We start from the raw sequence: 24739 nt of genomic DNA on the forward strand, positions 1-24739 counted from the left end.
GTCGGGAGCATTGTCTTCATATTGAATCGACAGCAAACCAAAAGGTTTTAGACTAAATTATAAATGCATTTGGTATAAAATAACTTTAAGATATATTGCTTAAATTAGTACTAAAATAATCACCAATGACACTTACTCAATCAGATCATCAAGAATTACTAGAAGCCAAAAATCTACTAGAAAATCCTGGAATGGCGGCCAAAATAACAAACTACATCGGTAGACCTATCGAAATGGGTTTGGAAAAATTACCCAAAGATTGGACTGCAAAAATTGGTGCCATCACCGAAAAAGCGCTGATGAAAGCTTCTGAAGCGGCTATTTTTACTATTTCTAATACACCTGGCACGCCATCATCTAATAAATGGCACAAGTTTGGAGTAGCCGTGACTGGAGGATTGGGCGGCTTTTTAGGACTACCCGCTTTGGCTATTGAGCTACCGATTTCAACAACAATCATGTTACGCTCCATTGCTGAAATAGCACGATCGCAAGGAGAATCACTGGATACCACAGCTGCAAAAATAGCTTGTTTAGAAGTTTTTGCTTTGGGAGGGCGTACCATTACAGACGATGGAACCGAGAGTGGTTATTTTGTTGTGCGCACACTATTGGCACGTTCCATTGCAGAATCTGCAGAATACATCGCTGCAAAGGGATTTACAGAAGAAGGTTTACCGATATTACTACGAATACTTACAAAAGTAGCAGAACGTTTCAGTATTCAAATTACTGAAAAAGCAGCAGCTCAAGCAGTCCCGCTGGTAGGTGCTGCAGGTGGCGCAATCATCAACACCATCTTTATTGATCATTTTCAAGATATGGCCAAAGGACATTTTATTGTTCGAAAATTAGAAAGAAAATATGGATCTGAAGCAATCAAAAAAGTGTACCACAATCTTGGACATATACAATAAAAAACAGCATTTACTTAGAAGCGAACTTCTTGATAAATGCTGTATATTTTTATTTTATGGACGGTAACCTATAACTGAAAAACTTTTTCCAGAGGCAGCCACTTTTCGCCATCCTGTGCCCAAGGAAGTTCTTGTTGGTAGTTCCACATTAAGTTTTCCCACTCTTGTACTTTTGGGTTTTCGGCATCCATTTTTGACTTTTTTGCAGGGTCAAACGTTTTATCGACTTCCATAATCATGAACATTCTGTTACCGGTTAGGTAAATTTGCATGTCAACAATTCCAGCATCTTTGATACTTTTTGTGATATCAGGCCATGCATTACCTTCAGCATGGTATTCTTTATATTCGGCAATTAATTTCGAATCATCTTTTAGATCACACGAAAAACAAAATCTTTTAGTACTCATTTTTAGTCTTTTTTAGAAAGTTGATAGGTTATGTAGCCATATAATGTAACTACAGACAAACAGATTAGCGGTAAAATGAAAGAGAAATTAACTTCTGGAATAAATCCTAAAATTTTCATATCTGAAAATCCAGGACCTCCCCAATCCAAAATACTTCCTTGCAATACAGGCATCAAAGCTCCTCCAACGATAGCCATAACCAAACCTGCTGATCCAATTTTTGCTTCGTCTCCCATGTTTTTTAATGCGATACCATAAATTGTTGGAAACATTATAGACATAAAAATAGATACACACACTAGCGAAATTAATCCTGGCATACCTTGTAGCACGATTGCGCCAGCACAACAAATTACACTACCGATTCCAAAAAACATCAAGATTTTTGAAGGATTTGTTTTCTTCATTAGTCCTGTACCAATCCATCTACCCGTAAGAAACAAAATCATTGCCGCCACATTGTAGTATGTTGCTGTTAATTCCAAACCAAAAGTTAGATTTACGTTGTCAACATATTGAAAAATGAACGTCCAACACATAATTTGAGCACCTACATAAAAAGCTTGTGCTACTACTCCTAATTTATAATTTTTGTTAGCAAACAATTTCGAAAACGATTCTGACAATGACATTTTATCTTCCTGAGGTGTTTTTGGCATTTTGGTCATAATAATAACACCTAAAATTACCAACACTAAAACTCCCAGACCGATATATGGAATACTAATGATACCTAAATCATTTTCGCGTATTGCTGCTACCTCTGTAGAAGATAGTGCTTTGTATGCATCAGCCGTGTAGTCATCTGAACGCAATGAGTTAATCACAAAAACTTGTGCCATAATCATCCCTGTCAATGATCCGATGGGATTAAAAGCTTGTGCCAAATTCAATCGTTGCGTTGCCGTTTCTGGATCACCCAAAAACAAAATCAATGGATTTGAGGTAGTTTCCAAAAAAGCCAGACCACAGGTAATAATCCATAATGACACTAGAAAATAGTTAAAATCTTGATAAGCTGCCGCAGGATAAAATAGAAATGCTCCGGTTGCATATAGCAGCAATCCTAAAATAATACCAGATTTATAGCTGTATTTTCGAATAAAAAGTGCTGCTGGCAAAGCCATAAAAAAATAACCGAAATAAAAAGCAAACTGCACTAATGAAGCTTGCATATTGGATAATTCTGGCATTACTTTCTTGAAAGCAGAAACCATCGGATTAGTTAAATCATTTGCAATACCCCAAAGAGCAAATAAAGATGTAATTATAATAAAGGGGAAAAGTAGCTCTTTGCGGACTACTGGTTTATTCACGGTTGTATTCATAATTTGTGGTTATAATAGTGATCTGCTGCTATACCTAAACTTTTCATTAGGCAAAAACAACAATTAGGTTAAATTATTAGAAATCGTTCTTGGTTATTTTTTTTAATTCGTTGCTGCTAATTTTGCAGCAATGATAGTTTCTGTAATTTCGTCAAATATAGATTCCTCTAATTTACCTTCTTCCCAAGCATTAAGTAAATCAACCATTTGTTCTTTTTTACTTGGTCCAACCACTACTCTGTCTGCTTCTTCCATAGAGAAGACGTATCTTAATGCTAATCGAGACAATGGAATGTTATTTTTAACAGCTATCTCATTAATCTTAAGGGCTGTATCTACATCTAGATTAGTAATCCATTCATTATCTGGTCTATCAGCATTATATTCTTCCAATCGTCTTCCCAATAATCCCATATGCAAAGCTGAAGCTGCATAATAAGCGATGTTTTCCTTACGAATTTGAGGAATATCTCTATCATAACCCGATAGGTTACAGGCATCCATTTTTAAAAATCCAGAAAGAGCATCAAAGTTCTTTTTAATCATATGTGGATAAAAAGCTTCTGTTGGATTCCCTCCAATTCCTAACATTTTTACAACCCCTTCTTTTTTCAATCCATTCAAACAATCCATAATTTCGTCCATTTTTTCAACTGGCACTAAATGTGGCTCATGTAAAAACAATAGATCGATCTTGTCTATGCCTAAAGTTTCTAAACTTTCATAAACACTTTTTCTCATGGTTTCTGGAGAATAATCTACAATACATTCATCCGCTCTATCCGCTTTTAATCGTCCTACTTTTGTACTGATAAAAGGTCTTTCTCCAGTCCATAACTTTAAAGTTTTACCTAAAAATTCCTGTGATCTATTGTAAGATGGTGCCGTATCAAATACACGAACTCCGTTTTCTAATGCATACATTAATGTTCCCACAGCGTCTGATTCCTCAATAGGTCTCCATACTCCTCCTAAACCAGAACACCCACAAACGAGACGGCTTTGATTATTAAAAAAATCACTTTTTGTATAATCCCCTTTTATATAAGTCGGTTTTATTTTCATTTTATTTACTATTAAAGGTTATAAAAATTAATCGCATTTTGTCCCATAATAGCATTTTGCTGTTCTGGTGTCAAATGACCAATAAATTGTGTTACTAAATCTTTTGTTTTTGTATAATTCCCAGCCACTAAGCATACTGGCCAATCAGAACCGAACAATAATCGGTCGGGTCCAAATGCTTTTAATACTAAATCGAAATACGGTTTAATTTGTTCAGGACTCCAAGAGTCATAATCGGCTTCGGTAGTCATCCCTGATATTTTGCAGTACACATTTTTTTGTGCACCAATAGCCAACATTAATGTCGCCCATCCATCATAAAAACCGTCCTTTATGTATGGTTTTGCAATGTGATCGATGACAAACTTTTGCTTCGGAAATTTTTTAACGAATTCTAAAGTGGCTCCAAGTTGATGTGGGAAAATTAAAATGTCATAAGTGAAATTGTATTTTTCTAAAGCAGCAATACCTCGTAGAAATTCGGGTCTTAGCAGGAAATTAGGATCTAATTCGCCTTGAACCACATGCCTGAATCCTTTTAATTTCGAAAACGAACTATACATTTGTAGAATACCTTCAATATTTTCAGCTCTAAGATCTACCCACCCAACAATTCCTTTTATAAAATCATTCTCCGTTGCGAGTTCTAACAAAAAATCAGTTTCTGCCAGCGTTTGATCTGCTTGAACAGCAACGCAACCATCGATCTGATTTTCCTGAAAAACTTTATCTAAATCCTCAGCCAAAAAGTCACGACGAATAATCGCCATTTGGTCATCTATCCATTCGTGTTTTTTGGAATCGTATTGCCAAAAATGTTGATGAGAATCTATAATCATGACACTAGATTTTTAATAGAAGCTTCAATTCCGTTTTTTTCTAATGCCTCTAAATTAGAAGCTACAGTTTCAACTAAATTTGGAATTGTTGTTAGGTTTTCTCCCCAAATAGCTACATTTCCTATTACTTTTTGCACTAGTTCTGTATACCCAATTGTACCTGCATCCTTTTGACTCCAAATCATTTTGAAAAAATCTAATGTTTCGGTAGCATCGTTAATTGGAATAATTTCGTTGTTGTATTCTCCTTTATAAAAACGAATTAAGCAAGAAAGGGAGAAAACAATACGTTTTGGTAACTGTCCTTGACTTTCTGTATATTCTTTTAAAGCAGGATATAACCTCGCCATAAATTTGGAGGTACTGTTTAAAGAAATACTGATTAAGAAATGTTTTAATGTTGGATTTTTGAATCGATCCAAAACAGCATTCACAAAATAATCAAGCTCTTCTTCTGGGAAATTCTGTAACGTTTTTGTGATTTCTTCTGCCAAAACTTCATTTACAAATTGTAAAATATTCGGGTTTTCCATCGATTCCTTAACAGTTCGAAGACCTGCTAAATAGGCAACAGGCACCAAAGAAGTATGTGCTCCGTTAAGAATACGCACTTTCATTTCGCAATAAGCACTTATATCATTTACAAATTGTACGTTCAAATTGGTTTGTGAAAAAGGCAATTCTTTTTGCACAATTGCTGGCCCTTGTACTACAAAACTGTGGTAGTCTTCACCAGCCACCAATAAGGGGTCATTATAACCAATTTGCTTTAAAATTTCATCGGCACGGTCTGTTGGGTATCCAGAGACAATACGATCTACCAACGTATTACAGAAATAATTGGAATTTTCGATCCAAGCAACAAAATCAGATGAAAGATTAAAATGATGCGCATATTGGATGATAGCTTTCTTCAAAGCTTCCCCATTATTTTCTATTAATTCACAAGGCATTAGAATACAACCTTTAGAATGATCTCCTTTAAAATATTGAAAACGGTGATGCAACCAAACGGTCACCTTTGCAGGAAATTCGTGTGGAGGATTATCATTTAATTGATCCGTTTCTGAGAAACGAATACCTGATTCGGTTGTATTCGAAATAATAAATCTCAAATCTGGACTTTCGGCCAATTTCAAATAATCATCCCATTGTGTATAGGGCTGAATCACACGACTCACACTTTCAACAAGGGTAACTGTCGATACTAATTCTCCTTTTCGAATACCATCCAAAGCAACATGAAACAAACCATCTTGTTGTTTTAGTTCATCATAATCACCTCTTTGAGTCGGTTTTATAATAACGATACTTCCTTCGAAATCAGTTTCTTTATTTAATACATCAAACATCCAATCGCTAAAGGCACGAAGGAAATTCCCTCCTCCAAATTGCATAATTCTTTCGGGTGCAATAGCTGTTTTATTGGCTGTTTTTCTATTTAATTGTTGCATTTTTTTCGATTTAAAATTAAAGAGAAACCCCTCTTTTCCACGGAATAAAATCATTTTGACCCTTTAATTCGGCTTTGGTAATAATCTCACCACTCGCTGCTTTGATAATGTATTCCAATAATTTTTCGCCCATACTTTCGATCGTATCTTCACCCGTAATTACCGTTCCAGCATCAATATCAATGATATCTTTCATTTTTTGATAAAGCGTGGTATTACTTGACATTTTGATCACAGGCGCAATTGGGTTACCCGTAGGTGTTCCTAAACCAGTGGTAAAAACAATTAAATTACAGCCAGAACCTGCAAGACCTGTAGAACATTCTACGTCATTTCCTGGCGTACAAAGTAAGTTAAGACCTGGTTTGGTGATTCTTTCTGCATAATCCAATACTTCAACAACAGGTGAAGTCCCTCCTTTTTTGGCAGCTCCTGCAGACTTCATTGCATCGGTAATTAAACCATCTTTGATGTTTCCTGGCGATGGATTATTTTCGAATCCTGAACCAACTGCAATCGCAGAGGCTGAATAGGCGCGCATGAGCGACGAAAACTTGGTTGCATCTTCTGTAGTTTCACATCTATTAATAAGATCTTGTTCTACCCCATTCAATTCTGGAAATTCAGACAAAACAGGTGTTCCTCCCAAGGCTACCAATAAATCTGAAGTGTATCCTAAAGCTGGATTGGCAGAAATTCCGGAGAATCCATCTGATCCACCGCATTCTAATCCCAATATGATTTTACTGATAGGTGCTGGTTTTCTTTCTATTTTATTGGCTTCAATTAGTCCCAGAAACGTATGTTTCACCGCCTCCTCTATTAACTGTCTCTCACTTGCACTTTTTTGTTGTTCTAAAAAATGAACGGGTTTAGAGAAGTTTGGATCTAATTTTTTGATAGCTTCTTGCAGCATTTCGATTTGTGCGTTTTGACAACCTAAACTAAAAATAGTGGCTCCCGCTACATTAGAGTGCACAATATATCCCGCTAATAAATTGCACAAAACTTGTGAATCTTCACGAGTACCACCACAACCTCCATCGTGTTTCAGGAATTTTATTCCGTCAACATTAGGAAAAAGTCTGTTTTTTGCTATTTCTTCTTTGGTAGCGATAATTGGTGTATTCAATATCTCTTCTGTAGAGGCACCTTGTTTGTATTGTTGAATCAGTGCGTCGGTATCTACTGCAAAATCTTTTTTGGTTTGGTATCCCAATTTATCAGCTAGTGCACCTTCGAGCACGTCAATATTTCTATTTTCGCAAAAAGTAAGCGGAATCACCAACCAGTAATTACCCGTACCTACAGAACCGTCTTCTCTATGGTAACCGTTAAAGGTTCTTCCTTCAAACTTTGAAATATCGGGTGCTTTCCAACTAAATTTTTCCTGCGAAACGTTAAAATCTGCCGAAGCGTGTTTGGCATTTTCAGTTTTAATAGCTGCTCCTTTGGCTATGGGCTGCGTTGCTTTTCCGATTAAAACACCATACATGTAAATTAGATCCCCTACAGCCAAATCAGTTGTTGTGAATTTATGTTTTTGCTTGATGTTTTCGACCAAAACAATATCGGCTCCATTATGCGCAATTACAGTGCCTTTTGGTAAATCAATAAGGGCTGCAATAATATTGTCGTTTGGATGTATTTGTACAAAAATTTTTGACATGATCTTTGAATTACGAATTAAAAACTACAGTTGCTTTGATCACACCACTTTCTGGATTTAACCAACTATCAAAATTTTCGATCATTTCAGTAAATGGCACTGAATGGCTGATATAAGATTCTGTTGGGAATTGATCTAGTACATTGATTACGTGTTCAAAATCTTCAGTAGTTGCATTACGGCTACACATCAAAGTCATTTCTTTAGCATGTATTTTTGGGTGCGTGTATGTCAATTCACCTTTTGATAAACCTACCAATATAAAACGACCACCATGTGACATGTAATCTGGACAAGCTTCTAAAGCGTATTTATTTCCTGACGCATCAAATACAGCTGTACATAAGTCACCGTTGGTGATTTTTGTAATTTCTTCAACAGCGGTATCTCCTGCTTTTACAACATAATCAACACCAATTTTTTCTTTAGCATAAGCCAAACGTTGCTCATTCATATCAATCGCAATTACTTTGGCACCAGCAATTTGAGCCAATTTCATAATTCCGATTCCGATTGGTCCACAACCCACCACAGCTACAGTTTCGCCTGGTTGTATAGCTGCTCTACGAATAGCATGTGCCCCAATTGCCAAAGGCTCAACAATTGCCATTTGATCGTGTGACAAATGATTTGCTTTCAATAAAATATTGGTTGGAACAGTAATTTGTTCTTGCATTCCGCCATCAGTATGCACGCCCAAAACTTTAATATTTGTACAACAATTTGTTTTACCATTGCGACAAGCGATGCATTTTTGACAACTGATGTAGGGCATCACAACCACTTTATCTCCTGCAACTATTCCTTCAGGATTCTCTCCTATTTCTAAAACAGTAGAAGCTAACTCGTGCCCTAAGATGCGCGGATAAGTAAAGAAGGCTTGATTACCTGCATAAGCATGTAAATCGGTTCCGCAGATTCCAACTTTGTTAATTTGTAATAAGGCTTCATTTTCTTTTCTAATCGGAGCTTCTTTTTCTTTTAAGATAAATTCTCCTGGTTTTTCGCAAACAATATATTTCATTTTCTAGCTAAATAATAGGTTTAATTCATTTTGTTCAATCGATTGAACATAAATATCAAAATAAGAATTTATTTAAAATCTTCTATAGAAATAAAACTACATAACACCTACTTAATCAGTAAGTTATATAATTACACTATTTAAACTATTTGTTTTGATTTTAAATAAAAACAAATTATATTTGTTCAATCGTTTGAACAAATATATAAATATTTTGGAAATAAAAAAAAAATCGACCATAAAAGATATTGCTACAGCATTGGGACTCACCCCTTCTGCTGTATCAAAAGCGCTGAGTGATCATCCTAGAATAAGTGATAAAACGAAAGAAGCCGTAAAAAAGATGACTATACAATTAGATTACCAACCCAATACCTTATCTAGTGCCTTGCGAAAAGGAAAATCTAATTTGGTTGGAGTAATTGTACCAAGGGTGAATAGTAACTTCTTTTCTTCAGTAGTTCAAAACATGGAAGAAGTGCTAAACGAGAATGGGTACAATATTGTAATGACACAGTCTAATGAACAATATAATAAAGAATGTAAGAGCATTGATTCTTTATTAGGAATCCAAGTTGATGGTATTATCGCCTCCATGGCCAATGAAACAATTTGCTTGGACTATTATGAAAAAATCAAAACAAAAGGTGTTAAACTAGTACTATTTGACAGAGGTGAAGATGAACTTAATGTAGATTATATTGGTATTGACGATTATAAAAGTAGCCATTTGATTATTGAACATCTCCACGAACAAAATTGCAAAAAAATTGCACATATCGCAGGATTTAACCATATTCGTATTTACAAAGACAGAATTCAAGGGTATCGTGATGCGCTTGTAAAATACGGATTACCATTAAATGAAGATATGATCATCGAAAGTAATTTATTAGTTGAAGACGGCAGGAGAATAATGAAACAATTATTAGATATGCCTGAAAGACCAGACGCTGTTTATGCCGCTGGTGATTATGCTGCTTTAGGTGCTTTACAAGTGCTGCAAGAAAATAATATAAAAATTCCTGAAGAAATCGCTTTGATAGGATTTAGTGACGAGCCTTTTACATCGCTATCTTCCCCTTCTATAACAACAATTAATCAACATAGTGCCCAAATAGGAAAATTAGCAGCCGAAGCATTTTTGGAGCGAATTAATAATCCTAATGAGAAAATTAAACTTAAAAAAATTATCCTTGAACCCGAACTTATAATTCGAGATTCTTCAAGAAAAAAAAGCTTATAACATCTAATTAAAATAAAATAACAATGCCACTATTACCTAACCAACCAAATATCACACGTTACATCTCGCTCCTACTCCTCTTTTTTGTGCTAACTACTACAAGCGCCCAAAAAAAGAATGCATTTGTACATTTGACGACCGAAAATGGTTTGTCTCAAAGCGATGTTAATGCTATTTTTCAAGATAGTCAAGGATTTATGTGGTTTGGAACGCATGACGGACTAAACAAGTACGATGGATACAATTTTACCGTGTTCTCTCCTACCGTTAACGACTCAAAAACAATTAGCAGTAATTTAATATGGAATATAGTTGATGATAAAGCAGGAAATTTATGGATTGGAACTACTGGTGGCGGTCTTAATTTTTTCGATAAAAAAACAGAAACATTTACTCAATTTAAAAATAAAGTAGGTGATTTTTCGACTATTTCAAGTAATACAGTCAATTCGTTATTTAGAGATACAAAAAACAGATTATGGATTGGATCAAAAAGCGGTGTTAACATGCTTGATTTAAACCAACCTTTATCACAAGCCAAATTCAATCAAATAGGAGTCAATCTTTTAAGTAATGGAATGACCTATCAGCGTAACAGTTATTACACTTTTTTAGAAGGAAGTAATGGTGATATTTTTTTAAGTAGCGCCAATGGACTATTCAAACTTAGACGTGATAAACAAGGAGAATTATTTTTTCAACTTTTAGATCTAGGCAGTGAACTTGATTCAGTTGTCATTCGTGCTGTAGATTTTGATCAATTTGGACGTTTAATGTTAGGGACATCTATAGGCTTATATATTCAAACAAACAAAGATGGAGAATCCTACTCTTTTGAGAAAATTGATGATAGTAGCTATAGTATTTTACTAGCAGACAAGGGATATTTTTGGGCTTCTTCAAGCAATGGTTTAGTACGTTTTGAAAATTCATCTCCCTTGAATCTTCCTAAAAAAGTTACTACTTATACCAATGATTTAAAAAACCCAGATTTCAGTTTAAGTAAAAATGATATTAAATCACTATTCATAGACAAGGCAGGAATGCTATGGGTAGGTGTTAACGGTGGTGGCGTAAATAAGTTTGACCCAAATATCAAAAAATTTAAGCACATTAAAAAAGATCTAAACCCAAATAGTATCAGCAATGATAAGGTACGTGCAGTATTTGAAGATAGTAACGGATATCTATGGATTGGTACAGAAGGCGGTGGTTTGAACTATTCCGACAAAAATGATCTTACCTACAGTAACTTTCATAGTGTTCCTTCAAAGATGTCTAAGATTTTTGCATTTGCAGAAGTACAAGAAGGAGCAACAAAAAAATTATTAATTGGTGGCGAGTTTAAGTCTGGCTTGTACCAACTTGATATAACCAATCCCAACACAATATCTGCCGCCTCATTAAAGCCTTTTGTGGGTATAAACTTGAGCGTATTTGCTATTTTGGTAGATAAAAACAAAAATATCTGGATTGGAACCTATGGCTCAGGCGTACATAGATGGCTCGCAACGGCAACCCCAGGCGTATACATCAAAGATGTTTTGTATGAAAACGAAAACAATCCAACAAGCATACCCAATAACATTATACGTTCCATTTATGAGGACAGAGCAGGAAATATTTGGTTTGGTACTGGTGATGGACTTAGCCAACTACCAAAAAATCAAATAAAAAGCAAAGTTCCTCAATTTAAAGTGTATAAAAATGATCCTAAAAATGCCTCAAGTTTAAGTCAAAATTATATTTTGGCTTTGTACGAAAGTAAAAAAGGGGATTTCTGGGTGGGTACATTTGGTGGAGGCTTAAACAAACTTATTCCAGCAAAAGGTGACCAACCCGTTAGTTTTCAAAAATTTTCAGAAAATGACGGTTTACCTAGTAATGTCATTAAAGGGATTCAGGAAGATGAATTTGGAAATCTGTGGTTATCCACCAACAAAGGATTATCACGTTGGAATACAAAAACCAATAAAGTTAAAAACTATGATGTAAATGATGGATTGCAAAGTAATGAATTTAGCGAATTATCTTTTTTTAAACGAAGAGATGGTGAATTGCTTTTTGGAGGTGTAAATGGTTTTAATGCTTTTTTACCTTCAGAGATTATAGATAATGTAACGCCGCCAAAAACGGTAATTACTTCTTTGTCCATCTTTAATAAGCTAATCGCTATTGGGGACGAATTTAATGGAAGGGTAATTTTGCCTGAGTCTATAAGTACTATAAAAGAAATTGAGCTTAAGTATAGCGAAAATAGTTTTTCTATTGAATTTGCAGCTCTACATTATTCGGCTCCAAGAAAAAACCAATTTGCGTACAAATTAGAAGGTTTTAATAAAGATTGGGTATATACTACCTCAAAAAACCGCTTGGCAACCTATACCAACTTGGCCCCCGGTACCTATACCTTACTAGTGAAGTCAAGCAACAATGACGGAATTTGGAACGAAACACCTACGACATTGAAAATCATTGTGGTCCCTCCTTTCTACCGTACAAATTTTGCCTATTTTCTATATTTTCTAAGTATTATTGGATTGCTTTATTTTTATAGAAGGTTTACAATTATAAGTTCCACGCAAAAACATGAGTTAGAATTGGAGCATTTGGAGAAAGAAAAACATGAAGAAATTCACCGTTTGAAACTCGAATTTTTCACCAATATTTCGCATGAATTTAGAACACCGCTTACGCTAATAAAAGGACCATTGGATTATTTGATGAGCAAGGGTGATAATATTAGTGCTAAAGAAGTGAAGGAACAATACGGCCTTATGCACAAGAATACCAACTATTTGCTACGTTTGGTGAATCAGTTATTGGATTTCAGAAAAATGGATCAAGGAAAAATGAATTTGAATTTGAGCAAAAGTGATATTGTTGGATTCTTAAATGAAGTTGGTGAGCCTTTCCAATTTTTAAGTCGAAAAAAACGTATTTCATTTGGAATAAGTGCTTCAAGACAACAAATTGCAACCTGGTTTGATCCTGATGCAGTCGAGAAAATAATTAACAACTTGTTGTCAAATGCCTTCAAGTTTACGCCCGAAAATGGTTCTGTGCAATTGGATATTTATGATGGTATTGATTTTGTAAAACCCGATTTTATAGATTTGCAAATCAAGCAAGAAAACTATATTATTCTCCAAGTAAAAGATTCGGGACCAGGTGTACCCGCACACAGAATTCAACATATTTTTGAACGCTTTTATACGGCCAAAGTATTAACTAGTCATGAAAATGCAAAAGGAGCTGGAATTGGCTTGTCTTTTACTAAAAATTTGATCGAATTGCACCAAGGTATTGTTAATGTAAAAAGTGATCCTGAAAACGGAACCACGTTCTATATTTGGTTGCCAAAAAACAAAGAGACCTTTGAGGCAAGAGCGGGTGTGAATTTTCACGAAGTTTTTGAAGCCACCGATTTTATTAGTCAAGAGGATGCAGAATCCCATGCTATAAGCGTGATGGATGATATTGCAGACCAAAATATTTCAAGATCAAGGTCCAAATTACCGGTATTGCTAGTAGTAGATGACAATGCAGATATTCGATCTTTTATCAAAAAAGGGTTGGGTGAAAAATATTATATCTATGAAGCAGAAAACGGTCAAGTGGGTGCCGAGATTGCAAAAAAACACATGCCTAATATTGTAATTACCGATTTGATGATGCCTGTTATGGACGGAATCGAACTATGTAATTTATTGAAAAGCACTCAAGAAACAAGTCATATACCTGTAGTGATTTTGACTGCAAAAACTTCGCAAGAAAAAGAAATTGAAGGTTTGCAAAATGGTGCCGATGCTTATATTCGAAAACCATTTAATCTAGAACTTCTAGAACTGAAATTATCGAATATACTGAAGCATAGAGAAGAATTGAGAAAACGTTTTAATCGTGATATCACTTTACAACCAAATGAAGTAACCATCACATCATCAGACGAAAACTTTTTGAAACAAGCGATTGATATTGTAGAAAAACACATGATGGACACCGAGTTTAGTGTAGAAATGTTGGTAAAAGAAATGAACATCAGCCGAAGCAATTTATACTTAAAAATCAAGGAGTTAACAGGTTTATCTTCAAGTGAATTTATTCGAAATATTCGTTTAAAAAGAGCCGTTCAACTTTTCGAAAAAAGCGATTATTCGGTAAAAGAAATTATGTACATGACTGGTTTTAACACCGCCTCATACTTTTCTAAATGCTTCAAAAAACAATTTGGTGTGATTCCAAGTAAGTATATTAGGTTAAGTGAGTCGGAGAAAGGCAACGACCTAATTGAAGAAGATGAAACAGATGCTTAAGTTTATTGAGGTGATCTAAGAAAAAGCGGCTATTAAAACTGAATTTAATAGCCGCTTTTTTATTTTTAATAACTTCTATACGATAGCATTTCCATAGGCAACCACAATAATTCCAATGGTCATGATGGTTAATCCTGCAAACAACCAATTTTTACTTTGTGCTCCTGCCTTGTTCCATTCACCAGTAAAAAAACCTAAAAGATTGGCAACCATTATGCAACCAGTTTGAAAAATGGCAAATCCAACTGAGGTTCCCAAAGGACCTAAATCATAAGCACCCAAACCGTATATAATTAATGAGGCACAATATACAATTGCCATAACCAATAAAAGAACTAAATTCTTGGAGCTATCCGCTACTTTAAAATTAGACCAACTATTATTTTTTGATAATTGATTACTAAAATAGATCACCGTTGCAATTCCGCTACCTATAAACGAAGGCAACATCACGGCAATACGAGCAATCCAAGGTTGGTTACCAAATTGTTCTTGCGAAATTTGTCCAATATGTCCCAAATTATCAGCCACGTGATAGGAAAGATTAAAACCAGCCGCACAAATTCCGCCAATTACACAAAGAATAATTCCGTTCCTCATTTTATTTGGGTCGATATTAGTTTGGTCAGCTTCACTATTTTCGAACTTCTCTCGCAATAATCCCGCTTTTCCGTTGGCTATAATTCCGATCATGATGATAAAAATTCCTCCTAGAATCACTATTCCACCCGGAGTTCCTATTTTGTCGGCACTTCCCATAAAAAATGGCAACAAAGAGCCAGACAAGGTCCCTACTCCAATTAAAAGTGAAAAACCAAGAGCCATTCCGATTTTAGAGATACTTATTCCCCATAACAAATTCCCGATTCCCCATAGAATACTCAGTCCTAAAATCAGTAAAAATAATGAAGAGGATACTTGGCTATACGTTTCTATTAATCCATCTACAAGTGCAAAAGCAGAAATAACAGGTACGACAAACATGGCCAGTATCCAAAATGCGCCCCAAGTATTTTCGATAGCGTAATTTTTTACATATTTACTTGGCAAGGCGTAAAAACCTAGCATAACAGCGGCCATCAAGACCCAAAAGATTCCTATTCCCATAGATATTATATTTATTGGTTGTTATTTTTATAAAAAAACCATTAGAAACGGCATATTTGGTTTATCTCTAATGGTTGTTGAGTTGTTTATCTATTTTAATCGTTGTAATCTAGGTAAACTGTTCTTTTTTGCAAGAAACCTTCAATACCATAAATGCCGTCCTCTCCTCCTATTCCCGAAGTTTTGTGACCTGAATGGTATCCTTGAATGTAGCCTACAATTCCACGATTAATAAATATTGTTCCTACTTGCATTTGGTCAATCGCAGTCATATGGCGCTTGTAGTTGTTGGTATATAGATATGCAGATAGTCCCTCTTCACGAGCATTGGTCAAAGCCAAAGCTTCTTCAAAACCAGAAACTTTCATAATTGGCAAAACTGGACCAAATATCTCTTCTTGCATGGTAACATGATCGTTTTTAACGTTTGTCAAAATAGTTGGTTCGTACCAGTTTCCTTTTTCGAACATCGCTCCATCAGGACGTTTTCCACCCAAAACCAATTCTGCTCCTTGCTCAATATTCTTTTTCACCAAGCCATCAATGCGCTCCATACCTAACGAACTTACTCCAGGCCCCATATTTACAGAAGAGTCGAATGGATCACCCACTTTAATTTCTTTCACTCTTTTGATTAATTTATCGGTGAACTCATCGGCGATTTTTTCATCAACCATCACCATTTCGTTACAAATACAAACTTGTCCACAGTTAGCGTAGCGAGAAATAGCTGCTGCTTCGACCGCTTTTTCAATATCGGCATCGTCACAAACAATAAAAGGTGCTTTTCCTCCTAATTCTAATGTCAAAGCCGTAACATTATGCGCTACTGCTTTGTAAATTCCTCTTCCAGCGCGCGTGCTACCGGTTAAACTCACCAATTTGGTAATCGGACTTTCAACTAATAACGAAGCTGCTTCTGCATTTTGAGTTACAACCATATTCACCACTCCCTTTGGAACCCCTACTTCATGCACCAAACGACAAAATTCTGATGCCGTGACTGGTGTCAATTCATGCGGTTTAATAATCATAGTATTTCCTGTAACCAAAGCTGGTCCTACTTTTCGACCAATCAAAGCCAAAGGAAAATTAAACGCGCACAAACCTACAGTAACTCCGTAAGGTACTTTGTAGATCGCCAAATGTTCGTTTTTGTTTTCAGAAGGAAACATAGAACCTTGAATTCGACGTGCGGCTTCGGCATTATATGTTAAATACTGAATCGTTCCATCTACTTCGCCTTGTGCTTCTGGAAATGTTTTTCCTTGCTCTAAAACCAATAGTTTGGCAAAGTGATCGCGCTCTTCTTTCAATTTGTCAGCAATAGCAAACAAATATAACGCACGCTGGTGTGCTGGTGTCAATTGCCATGCGAGCTGGGCTTTTTCTGAAGATTCTAAGGCGTATTGCACATCTTCTTTCGAACAAGCGGTTACCGTTGCAAAAACTTCCAGATTAGCTGGATTTTCTACTTTAATACTATCGCGAGTCGAAGAATCTAACCATTCTCCGTTGATGTAACATTTGTAATGTTGAATATTTTGGTTCATTTTGATATAGTTATTTAAAATTAGGCGTTCTTTTTTCGATAAAGGCTTTAAAACCTTCTATTCCATCTGGCGTTTCATATAATGGATTAACTAGAGCGGTTTCTAGTTGCAAAGCTTGTTGTAGATTCATCCCTTGACTTTCAAGAGTAAATTTCTTAATGCTTGCCATCGCTTCTCCTGCGCCAGAGGCTAAATTTTTACAATAGTCTAAAACATCCTTTCCGAAAGTATCCGCAGGATATAAGTGATTGATTAGTCCGAATTGATGTGCCGTTACGGCATTAATCGTGTTTCCAGTTACGAGCAATTCCATTGCGCGACTTGCACCAATAAGAGTAATTAATCGAACTGTTCCTCCATTTCCAGGAATCAGTCCAAGTTTAATTTCTGGAAGACCAATAAGATAATTTCCTTGAGAGGCTAATCGAATGTCGCAAGCCATAGCCAATTCCAATCCACCGCCTAGAATATGACCTCTAAAAGCTGCAATGAAAATTTTTGTACTTGTGCTTATTAAATGACAAACACGACGAGCGGCCACAACCATTTCTTTATTTTGTTCTACAGTATTGCTGCCAAAAACTTTGATATCGGCACCTGCGCAAAAAAACTTTTCTGATGCACTGTTAATTAAGACCACTTTTGTAGTTGGATCTTGATTTGTATTTTCTATTGTATTTCCTAAGGCTGTTAAGAAGTTTAACTCGTAGCTGTTTGCTGGTGGTTTATTTAAGGTGATAGTGATAAGCGCTCCGTTCTGTGAGCAGATAATTGAATCCATCTTTTAATTGTTAAATAGTATTTATATGTAAAAATACTATTTATATATGAATTACCAATAAGATTTATATAAATAATATCTAGACAATACACAATTTTAGTTAAGCTTGGTAACCACATCTTTACTTTTAAACCATATAAGACATAAAGCTTTACGTTACTTAAAATTGTAAGCTAGTAAAAATGGAAGTCCATATAAGTTTTGTCGCTTTAAAGCAACAAACGTAACGCAAGCAAAATCTACGAAGTTTGTCATTCTGGAAGAATCTCTACACAAACTACTTTCGTTCTAGGCTTAATAAACGTTTGTTTATAGGAACCGCATTGCAAATGCTTCTATTTTGTTTATGATGAAAATAGGTACTCGTTGCAAACGAGCACCAGATTGGTTGGGGTTAATAAAAATTTGGTTTACAGCAAACAGATTAAAGCAAACCACATCTACAAAGTCATTGAGACGAAGAGCCTGTCCCGTTTTTCGGGAAAGCAATCACGCAAACTGCATCTTTACTTTTAAACCATATAAGACATATAAGCTTTCCTATGCTTGAAATTGTAAAGTAGTAAAAAAGGAAGTTCATATAAGTTTTGTCGCTTTAAAGCAACAAACGTAACGCAAGTAAAATCGACAAAGTTTGTCATTCTATAAGAATCTCTACACAAACTACTTCCGTTCTAGGTGTAATAAAAGTTTGGTTTATAGGAACCGCATTGCAAATGCAATGATTTTGTTTATAATGAAAATAGATACTCGCTGCAAACGAGCACCAGATTGAGTCACTAAAAAACAGCAAACCTAACGTAAACCACATCTACAAAGTCATTGCGACTAAGAGCCTGTCCCGTTTTTCGGGAAAGCAATCACGCAAACTGCATCTTTTTTTTAAACCATATAAGGCATATAAGCTTTCCTTTACTTAAAATTGTAAACTAGTAAAAATGGAAGTTCATATAAGTTTTGTCGCTTAAAAGCAACAAACGTAACGCAAGCAAAATCGACGAAGTTTGTCATTCTGGAAGAATCTCTACACAAACTACTTCCGTTCTAGGTGTAATAAAAGTTTGGTTTATAGGAACCGCATTGCAAATGCAATGATTTTGTTTATAATGAAAATAGATACGCGTTGCAAACGAGCACCAGATTTGGGTATAACAAACGTAACGCAAACTACATCTACAAAGTCTTTGCGAGGAACAGCCTGTCCCGTTTTTCGGGAAAGCAATCACGCAAACTGCATCTTTTTTTAAACCATATAAGGCATATAAGCTTTACGTTACTTGAAATTGTAAAGTAGTAAAAAAGGAAGTTCATATAAGTTTTGTAGCTTAAAAGCAACAAATGCAACGCAAGCAAAATCGCCAAAGTTTGTCATTATAGAAGAATCTCTACACAAACCATTTCCGTCATGGGCTTAATAAAAGTTTGGTTTATAGGAACCGCATAGGAAATACTACAATTTGTTTATGATGAAAATAGGAACTTGTTGCAAACCAGCACCAGATTGGGTTTCATTGTTGAATTTTTAACTCCAACGAAACCTTAGCAATTAATGGCTGCTTTTTTCAAACTTCTGCAATCTTTCATGTGCATTGTTCAAAGTTTTAATATCAAATAATAGTTGATATTTTTTCTTTGTAATAATACTTTCAAAAGTTAAATCCATTCTATTCAATTCCCACATTTTAATAAAACCTGATTGAATTTTGTCAGTTCCAGTAAGCATTAATCTTTTTGAAGCTCCAATTGCTCCATAAGATTTGATTAGTGGATATACTAATTCAAATTTAATTTTTGTGTTTAGTTTTTTAGATTCTTCCAAAGCTCGTATCAAATCTTGTTCTAAATCTTGTTCTAATTTTTCAAATTCTTCTTCAGCAATGTCTGCTCCAATATTTACTCTATTTACTAAAAGTTCATTATTGAAGTTCACAACAATTTCTAATAGTTTTTTAAATCTAATACTAAATTGTTTTACTAATAGTTCATTATTACTAATTATTACAGATTCGTGATTTTTGTATTCTGCAAAATATGTCCAATTATAAGAACCTGTAAGAATCGTTTCATTGTCAAAAAATGCAAATTTTTCGTGAAGGAATTTACCCGAATTAGTTTGTAAAATATTAAAATTCCCTCCTACACTAATAAAATCTTTAGGATTCTGCCTTTTATTTACAATATCATCACTAATAATTATTTGAATATTTACACCATTTCTTGCTTTTTCAGTTAATAAGCCTAATAATTCTTTATTTGTAAACCAAGCAACTGAAATATAAATTGATGTTTTACTTTTTAAAATTAATTCTTCTATTGTTTTACCGATGTTTTGAAATGACGCTCTGGTACTTTCCATAATATATTTTTTTACATTAAAATAACAACAAATTAATACACAATATTTTATGTGTAAATTTCAATTTTAAATATCATCGAAGTTTTTTCATTTAATCAAAAAACCACCTCAAAACCTATTTTAGCCCCTTATAAGTTCAGAGTGATATTCTAAATTTCAAATAGTACATTTGAGATATGAAATACAAGAAATGGAGTTTAGAAGAGAAGTTGGAAATTTTATCTTCTTGCGAAGATTTAGGCGTTGTAGAAACCTGTCGTAAATACAGTGTTAGTACAGGAAGTTTGTATAGTTGGAAGAAGAAGCATGAAAAACAAGGAGAGGCAGGCTTAAAAGTTACTTATGACGATCGTAGCAAAGAGTTAAAGCAAGCTGAGGAAGAGAACAGAATTCTACGTAAATTATTAGCTAATAAAGAAATTGAACTAGAAATTGGACGTGAACTTTTAAAAAAAAAGTTTGGGACGTCCGATCCAAGAAAGATTTAGTTGATAGTATCTGTAGCAAACATAAAATCAGTAAAAGCAAAGTCATTTGTATGTTAGGTATGAATCAAAGCAGCTATTACCGAAGGCCAAGTCTTGGCAAAAAAGGTAATAAGCCTAGTGTCTTTACTTATAATAAGTTCAAGGGAATGGTGAGTCAAGAAACTGTTATAGCATCGGTTAAAGAGATTTTAAGCCATGAGTTTATAGACTGCGGATACCGCTTAATGACTTCTTACTTACATCGAGATGGATATAAGATTAATCACAAAAAGCTTTACCGAATTATGAAAGAAGAAGGCTTGTTAAAACTCGAAAATAGGATAAACAGGAGTGGTTCTGGGCGTAAGTTTGTAAAATATAGAAAGGTTATTACTGTTAGGCCGTTTCAGTGTATAGAAATGGATATTAAGATGGTTTGGATTCCTAGTGTAGGTAAAAATGCCTACTTACTATCAATCATAGACGTTCATACCCGTAGAATTTTAAAAGATTACTTCTCTTTTTCAATAAAACAGAACAAAGTAATAACATTCCTTTCTGATTTATTTTTAGAATACCAATACCCTGAAAACGTTGTTATTAGAAGTGATAATGGTAGTCAATTTATTGCCAAAAGTGTTCGTGAATACCTAGGTATAATAGGTGTTCAGCAGGAATTTACACATGTAGCCACACCTGAAGAAAATGCACATATTGAAGCTTATCATGGAATCCTAAAAAAAGAAGTGTTCCAAAGGGTTGATTATAGAACTTTTGGAGAAATTGAACAGATATTAAAAAGGTATGTGATTTTCTATAACAATAATAGGCTGCATGGGCTATTAGGACGTATTACACCAATGGAAAAATGGAACCAAGATAAAGATCTAATTTTATTGGAAAAATTAACCGCATAATTAATAATCGAAATTTAGAATAATACTCTTGTTTTATAGGGGTCAAAACAAAACCCTATCCCCCAATCAATTTATTAATCTCTCCCTGCGCTTCTTTAAGTGCTTCGATAATTTTTTCTCTTGAAATTTCATTATCTATACTAGATGAAAAGACAGAAACTGCTAAAACGGCATTCAAATCCGAATCATTCAAACCTATTGGAACGGCAAAATCGGTGATACCACTGGTGATATTACTTTCGGCAGAACGGTAACCGTCTTTTTGAACTTGTAGAATCGATTCCTTGAATTCTTCCTGTTTTTTCTTGGTCCATTTACTATAATGTTCATCACGACTTAAAAAATCGTTTCGCTTGTCCTCTAAATAAATCGACAAAAATACCCTGCCCGAAGTAGTCAACGTTAGTGGAAAATGGGTTCCTTCTTCTATCGAAAGTGAAACCGCATTTGGACTTCGCATTTGGGCTATAATCAACAATTGGTCATTATTGATGATACTTAAATGACAAGACTGCCTGATTTTTTCGGATAAATTTTGCATCGGATAATGCGACACTCGTTTCAACTCATCAAAAGGCGTGTGTCGGTGCGAAAGGCTATACATTTTTAAAGACAAACGATACTTTCCCGCATTCGAACCTCTTATTAAGTACCCTCTTTCTTCCAAGCAAACTAACATTCGGTAAATTTCGCTTGGCGTTTTGCTAATTCCTTGGGCAATTTCTGCTTGCGACAACGGAATCCCTTCAGAAGATAAATATTCGAGTATATCTAAGCCTTTATCGAGTGCGGGAGCATTGTATTTTGTATTGTTTTCTTCAGCCATCTTTTGTGTTTTACGAGACAAATTTAATAAATTTAATCCGCTTCTTGTTTGTTTCATATATAAAATATACATTTGTATATGAATCACAATAACTAACCAACCAAACGCAAATTATGGCAAATCCTTTATTAGGTACTTTTATCCACGGAGTTGGAGGTGTATCTGCTTCAACCTGTTATGTTCCCTATCAAAAAGTAAAAAAATGGTCTTGGGATACCTACTGGTTGTTTCAAGCCAGTTTCGCTTGGTTCATCTTTCCTTTCGTCATCGGATTTCTTACGGTTCCTGATTTATTAGGTGTTTTTGAAAACTCGGATACTACTATTTTAATTAACGCTACCTTATTAGGAGCTGTTTATGGATTTGGCGGAATGTGTTTTGGTTTTGCCATTAAACACATTGGGTATTCGTTGACGTACACTATCTCTATTGGGATTTCTGCCATTCTAGGAACCATTGTTCCCTTAATTATGCACGGTGAGTTTGTAGAAAAATACAACGCTGCTGGTGGAAGTACCATATTTATAGGAATGTTTTTGGCCTTAATAGGTATCGCACTTTGCGGTGTTGCTGGCTATAGAAAAGAAGCGGACTTGAAACGAAATGCGGTTGAAGGTGCTAATCTTCCTTCTTTCGATATGAAAAAAGGGTTGACCTTAACTATTATTGCGGGTGTTTTGTCGGCTGTTTTCGGAATCTCATTAGAAGTGGGTGCTCCCGTAGCCGAGTTGGCGGGGAAATACGGTGCTGGAAATTACGAAGGAAACGCAAACTTGATTCTTTCCACTTTTGGTGCTTTTGTAACCAATTTGATTTGGTTTCTAATCGCTGGGATCAAAAACAAAACTTTAAAAGAATTTGTAGATGTAAAAAGCATCGGTGCAAAAAATTACGGTATCAATGCCGGAATGTCCATTTTGAGTGGTGCACTTTGGTACGGTCAATTTTTCTTTTATGGTATTGCACACGTACAAATGGGTGCTTACAAATTTGCGAGTTGGGTTATTCATATGTCCATGCTTATCTTCTTTAGCTATATCATCGGAATTGTTATGAAAGAATGGGTAGCAGTAAGCAAACGAACATATACCACATTACTATATGCTTTAATAATCTTAGTGGTTTCCTTTTTTGTAATGACTTACGGAAGCATGCAAGGAGAATAACAAGATAAAAAACAAACTAATAATATAATAAACCAATACAATGGAATCACAACCAATCAAATTAAAAGGAATTACTTGGAATCACAGTAGAGGTTTTACCTCAATGGTCGCTACGGCACAACGTTTCTCAGAACTGAATCCGAATGTAGAAATTACATGGGAGAAAAGATCTTTGCAAGCTTTCGCCGATGAGCCTATCGACGAATTAGCAAAACGCTATGACTTATTGGTAATTGACCACCCTTGGGCAGGTTTTGCGGGTAAAACAAAGGTGATCTTACCGCTAGACGAGTATTTGCCAAAAGCGTTTATAGCTGATTTGGCCGAAAATACGGTGGGGCATTCTCATGTGAGTTACAGTTCAAACGGTCACCAATATGCCTTAGCGATTGATGCCGCTACTCCAGTGGCCTCTAGCCGTCCGGATATTTTGGAAGCTAAAGGTCTAAAATTACCGACCAATTATGACGAACTTTTGGCTTTGGCAAAAAAAGGATTGGTGGTAATGCCAGGTATTCCGCAAGATACATTGATGAATTTCTATATGATGTGTTGCAACTTGGGCGAAGAAGTTTGTGTGTCCAAAGAACATGTTGTAAGCCAAGAAATTGGTATAAAAGCTTTGCAAATGTTACGTGCCTTAGCTGTAGAAATGGATCCAGCTATGTACGATTGGAATCCAATTAAAGTCTACGAAGCCATGACTTTGACAGACAACTATGCGTATTGTCCTTGGGCTTACGGATATTCGAATTATAGCCGTAACGGATATGCACGTAAATTGTTGCATTTTCATGACATGATCGAAATCAATGGCGTCGGTGCTATTTCGACTTTGGGAGGAACTGGATTGGCGGTTTCTGCACAATCAAAAGAAATTGAAACGGCAATGAAATACCTAGAATATGTTGGTTCAGAAGCAATTCAAAAAACGGTTTTCTTTGACGGTGGTGGACAACCAGGTCACAGAAAAGCATGGACAGATGAATATACAAACAGCATCACAGCCGATTATTTCAAGAACACATTACCTGGATTAGACAGAGCATTTTTACGTCCTAGATACAACGGTCATATGTACTTTCAAGACAGAGCGGGTGCTCCAATCAGAAATTATTTGATGAACGGAGGCGATGAATTGGCTTTATTGCAACAACTAAATGAGTTGTATTTGAAATCATTAGAAATTTAGAAAAAGTTTAAAAGAGTTTAAAAGAGTTTAAAAGTTTAAAAATTGTTTTAAAGACTAATCGTTAGTACTTTAAACTTTAAACAAAAAAAACCTTAAACAATAAAGC

Annotated in this window: 19 protein-coding genes; 7 read left to right on the top strand and 12 right to left on the bottom strand. The window is 35.1% G+C overall.

What is annotated here, in order from left to right; translation table 11 throughout:
- The first annotated feature begins 125 nt into the window (after positions 1-125).
- Positions 126-917, top strand: a complete 792-nt coding sequence (locus tag FFWV33_RS14320) for an EcsC family protein (protein WP_108741540.1) — start codon at positions 126-128, stop codon at positions 915-917.
- Between the two features lie 68 nt (positions 918-985).
- On the opposite strand, the gene FFWV33_RS14325 is transcribed toward FFWV33_RS14320, so the two are convergent.
- The 7 genes from FFWV33_RS14325 to FFWV33_RS14355 form a co-directional block, all read right to left on the bottom strand.
- Positions 986-1327 carry an L-rhamnose mutarotase gene (locus FFWV33_RS14325; protein WP_108741541.1) on the bottom strand — a complete coding sequence of 114 codons (342 nt, stop codon included), beginning with the start codon at positions 1325-1327 and terminating at the stop codon, positions 986-988.
- Between the two features lie 2 nt (positions 1328-1329).
- Positions 1330-2655, bottom strand: a complete 1326-nt coding sequence (fucP, locus tag FFWV33_RS14330) for an L-fucose:H+ symporter permease (protein ID WP_108741542.1) — start codon at positions 2653-2655, stop codon at positions 1330-1332.
- A 102-nt stretch (positions 2656-2757) separates the two neighbouring features.
- Entirely contained in the window at positions 2758-3720 is a 963-nt protein-coding gene (locus FFWV33_RS14335; protein ID WP_108741543.1) for an aldo/keto reductase, read from the bottom strand.
- Positions 3721-3731: 11 nt separating this feature from the next.
- On the bottom strand, positions 3732-4559 hold the full coding sequence (locus FFWV33_RS14340; RefSeq protein WP_108741544.1) for an amidohydrolase family protein: 828 nt from the start codon (positions 4557-4559) through the stop codon (positions 3732-3734).
- The gene (locus tag FFWV33_RS14345) at positions 4556-6013 is read right to left on the bottom strand and encodes a tagaturonate reductase (protein WP_108742565.1); all 1458 of its coding nucleotides are present in this window, start codon (positions 6011-6013) and stop codon (positions 4556-4558) included. Before FFWV33_RS14345 ends, FFWV33_RS14340 begins: the two co-directional genes overlap by 4 nt.
- A gap of 16 nt (positions 6014-6029) precedes the next feature.
- Positions 6030-7682, bottom strand: a complete 1653-nt coding sequence (locus FFWV33_RS14350; RefSeq protein ID WP_108741545.1) for a UxaA family hydrolase — start codon at positions 7680-7682, stop codon at positions 6030-6032.
- A 10-nt stretch (positions 7683-7692) separates the two neighbouring features.
- Positions 7693-8706: a zinc-binding alcohol dehydrogenase family protein gene (locus tag FFWV33_RS14355; protein ID WP_108741546.1), complete on the bottom strand. Its 1014-nt coding sequence runs from the start codon at positions 8704-8706 to the stop codon at positions 7693-7695.
- 214 nt (positions 8707-8920) lie between these two features.
- Between FFWV33_RS14355 and FFWV33_RS14360 the strand changes: the two genes are divergently transcribed.
- Together FFWV33_RS14360 and FFWV33_RS14365 are read left to right on the top strand one after the other, a co-directional pair.
- Complete coding sequence (locus tag FFWV33_RS14360) at positions 8921-9952, top strand: LacI family DNA-binding transcriptional regulator (protein WP_108742566.1); 1032 nt, start codon at positions 8921-8923, stop codon at positions 9950-9952.
- A 23-nt stretch (positions 9953-9975) separates the two neighbouring features.
- A complete protein-coding gene (locus FFWV33_RS14365; protein WP_108741547.1) occupies positions 9976-14268 on the top strand; it encodes a hybrid sensor histidine kinase/response regulator transcription factor in 4293 nt (1430 codons plus the stop codon).
- A 75-nt stretch (positions 14269-14343) separates the two neighbouring features.
- On the opposite strand, the gene FFWV33_RS14370 is transcribed toward FFWV33_RS14365, so the two are convergent.
- The 4 genes from FFWV33_RS14370 to FFWV33_RS14385 all read right to left on the bottom strand — a co-directional run bounded on the left by FFWV33_RS14370 (position 14344) and on the right by FFWV33_RS14385 (position 20065).
- Positions 14344-15375 (bottom strand): L-rhamnose/proton symporter RhaT, encoded by a 1032-nt coding sequence (locus FFWV33_RS14370; RefSeq protein WP_108741548.1) that lies wholly within the window; start codon positions 15373-15375, stop codon positions 14344-14346.
- 95 nt (positions 15376-15470) lie between these two features.
- Positions 15471-16928 carry an aldehyde dehydrogenase family protein gene (locus tag FFWV33_RS14375; protein ID WP_108741549.1) on the bottom strand — a complete coding sequence of 486 codons (1458 nt, stop codon included), beginning with the start codon at positions 16926-16928 and terminating at the stop codon, positions 15471-15473.
- A gap of 10 nt (positions 16929-16938) precedes the next feature.
- A complete protein-coding gene (locus FFWV33_RS14380) occupies positions 16939-17709 on the bottom strand; it encodes an enoyl-CoA hydratase/isomerase family protein (RefSeq protein WP_108741550.1) in 771 nt (256 codons plus the stop codon).
- A gap of 1546 nt (positions 17710-19255) precedes the next feature.
- A complete protein-coding gene (locus tag FFWV33_RS14385) occupies positions 19256-20065 on the bottom strand; it encodes a phospholipase D-like domain-containing protein (protein WP_108741551.1) in 810 nt (269 codons plus the stop codon).
- Between the two features lie 176 nt (positions 20066-20241).
- Here FFWV33_RS14385 and FFWV33_RS14390 point away from each other — a divergent pair, with 176 nt between their 5' ends.
- Both FFWV33_RS14390 and FFWV33_RS14395 read left to right on the top strand, forming a co-directional pair.
- Positions 20242-20553, top strand: coding sequence for a transposase (locus FFWV33_RS14390; protein WP_108739487.1), 312 nt, complete (start codon positions 20242-20244; stop codon positions 20551-20553).
- 50 nt (positions 20554-20603) lie between these two features.
- Positions 20604-21449, top strand: coding sequence for an IS3 family transposase (locus FFWV33_RS14395; protein ID WP_245891521.1), 846 nt, complete (start codon positions 20604-20606; stop codon positions 21447-21449).
- Between the two features lie 55 nt (positions 21450-21504).
- Here the strand turns inward: FFWV33_RS14395 and FFWV33_RS14400 are convergent, their stop codons facing one another.
- Positions 21505-22332, bottom strand: a complete 828-nt coding sequence (locus FFWV33_RS14400; RefSeq protein WP_159086033.1) for an IclR family transcriptional regulator — start codon at positions 22330-22332, stop codon at positions 21505-21507.
- 56 nt (positions 22333-22388) lie between these two features.
- On the opposite strand from FFWV33_RS14400, the gene FFWV33_RS14405 reads away from it, so the two are divergent.
- Together FFWV33_RS14405 and FFWV33_RS14410 are read left to right on the top strand one after the other, a co-directional pair.
- Positions 22389-23441 carry an L-rhamnose/proton symporter RhaT gene (locus FFWV33_RS14405; protein WP_108741553.1) on the top strand — a complete coding sequence of 351 codons (1053 nt, stop codon included), beginning with the start codon at positions 22389-22391 and terminating at the stop codon, positions 23439-23441.
- A gap of 40 nt (positions 23442-23481) precedes the next feature.
- Positions 23482-24633, top strand: a complete 1152-nt coding sequence (locus tag FFWV33_RS14410; RefSeq protein ID WP_108741554.1) for an ABC transporter substrate-binding protein — start codon at positions 23482-23484, stop codon at positions 24631-24633.
- The last annotated feature ends 106 nt before the right edge of the window (positions 24634-24739 follow it).

The organism is Flavobacterium faecale, assembly GCF_003076455.1.
GTDB lineage: Bacteria > Bacteroidota > Bacteroidia > Flavobacteriales > Flavobacteriaceae > Flavobacterium > Flavobacterium faecale.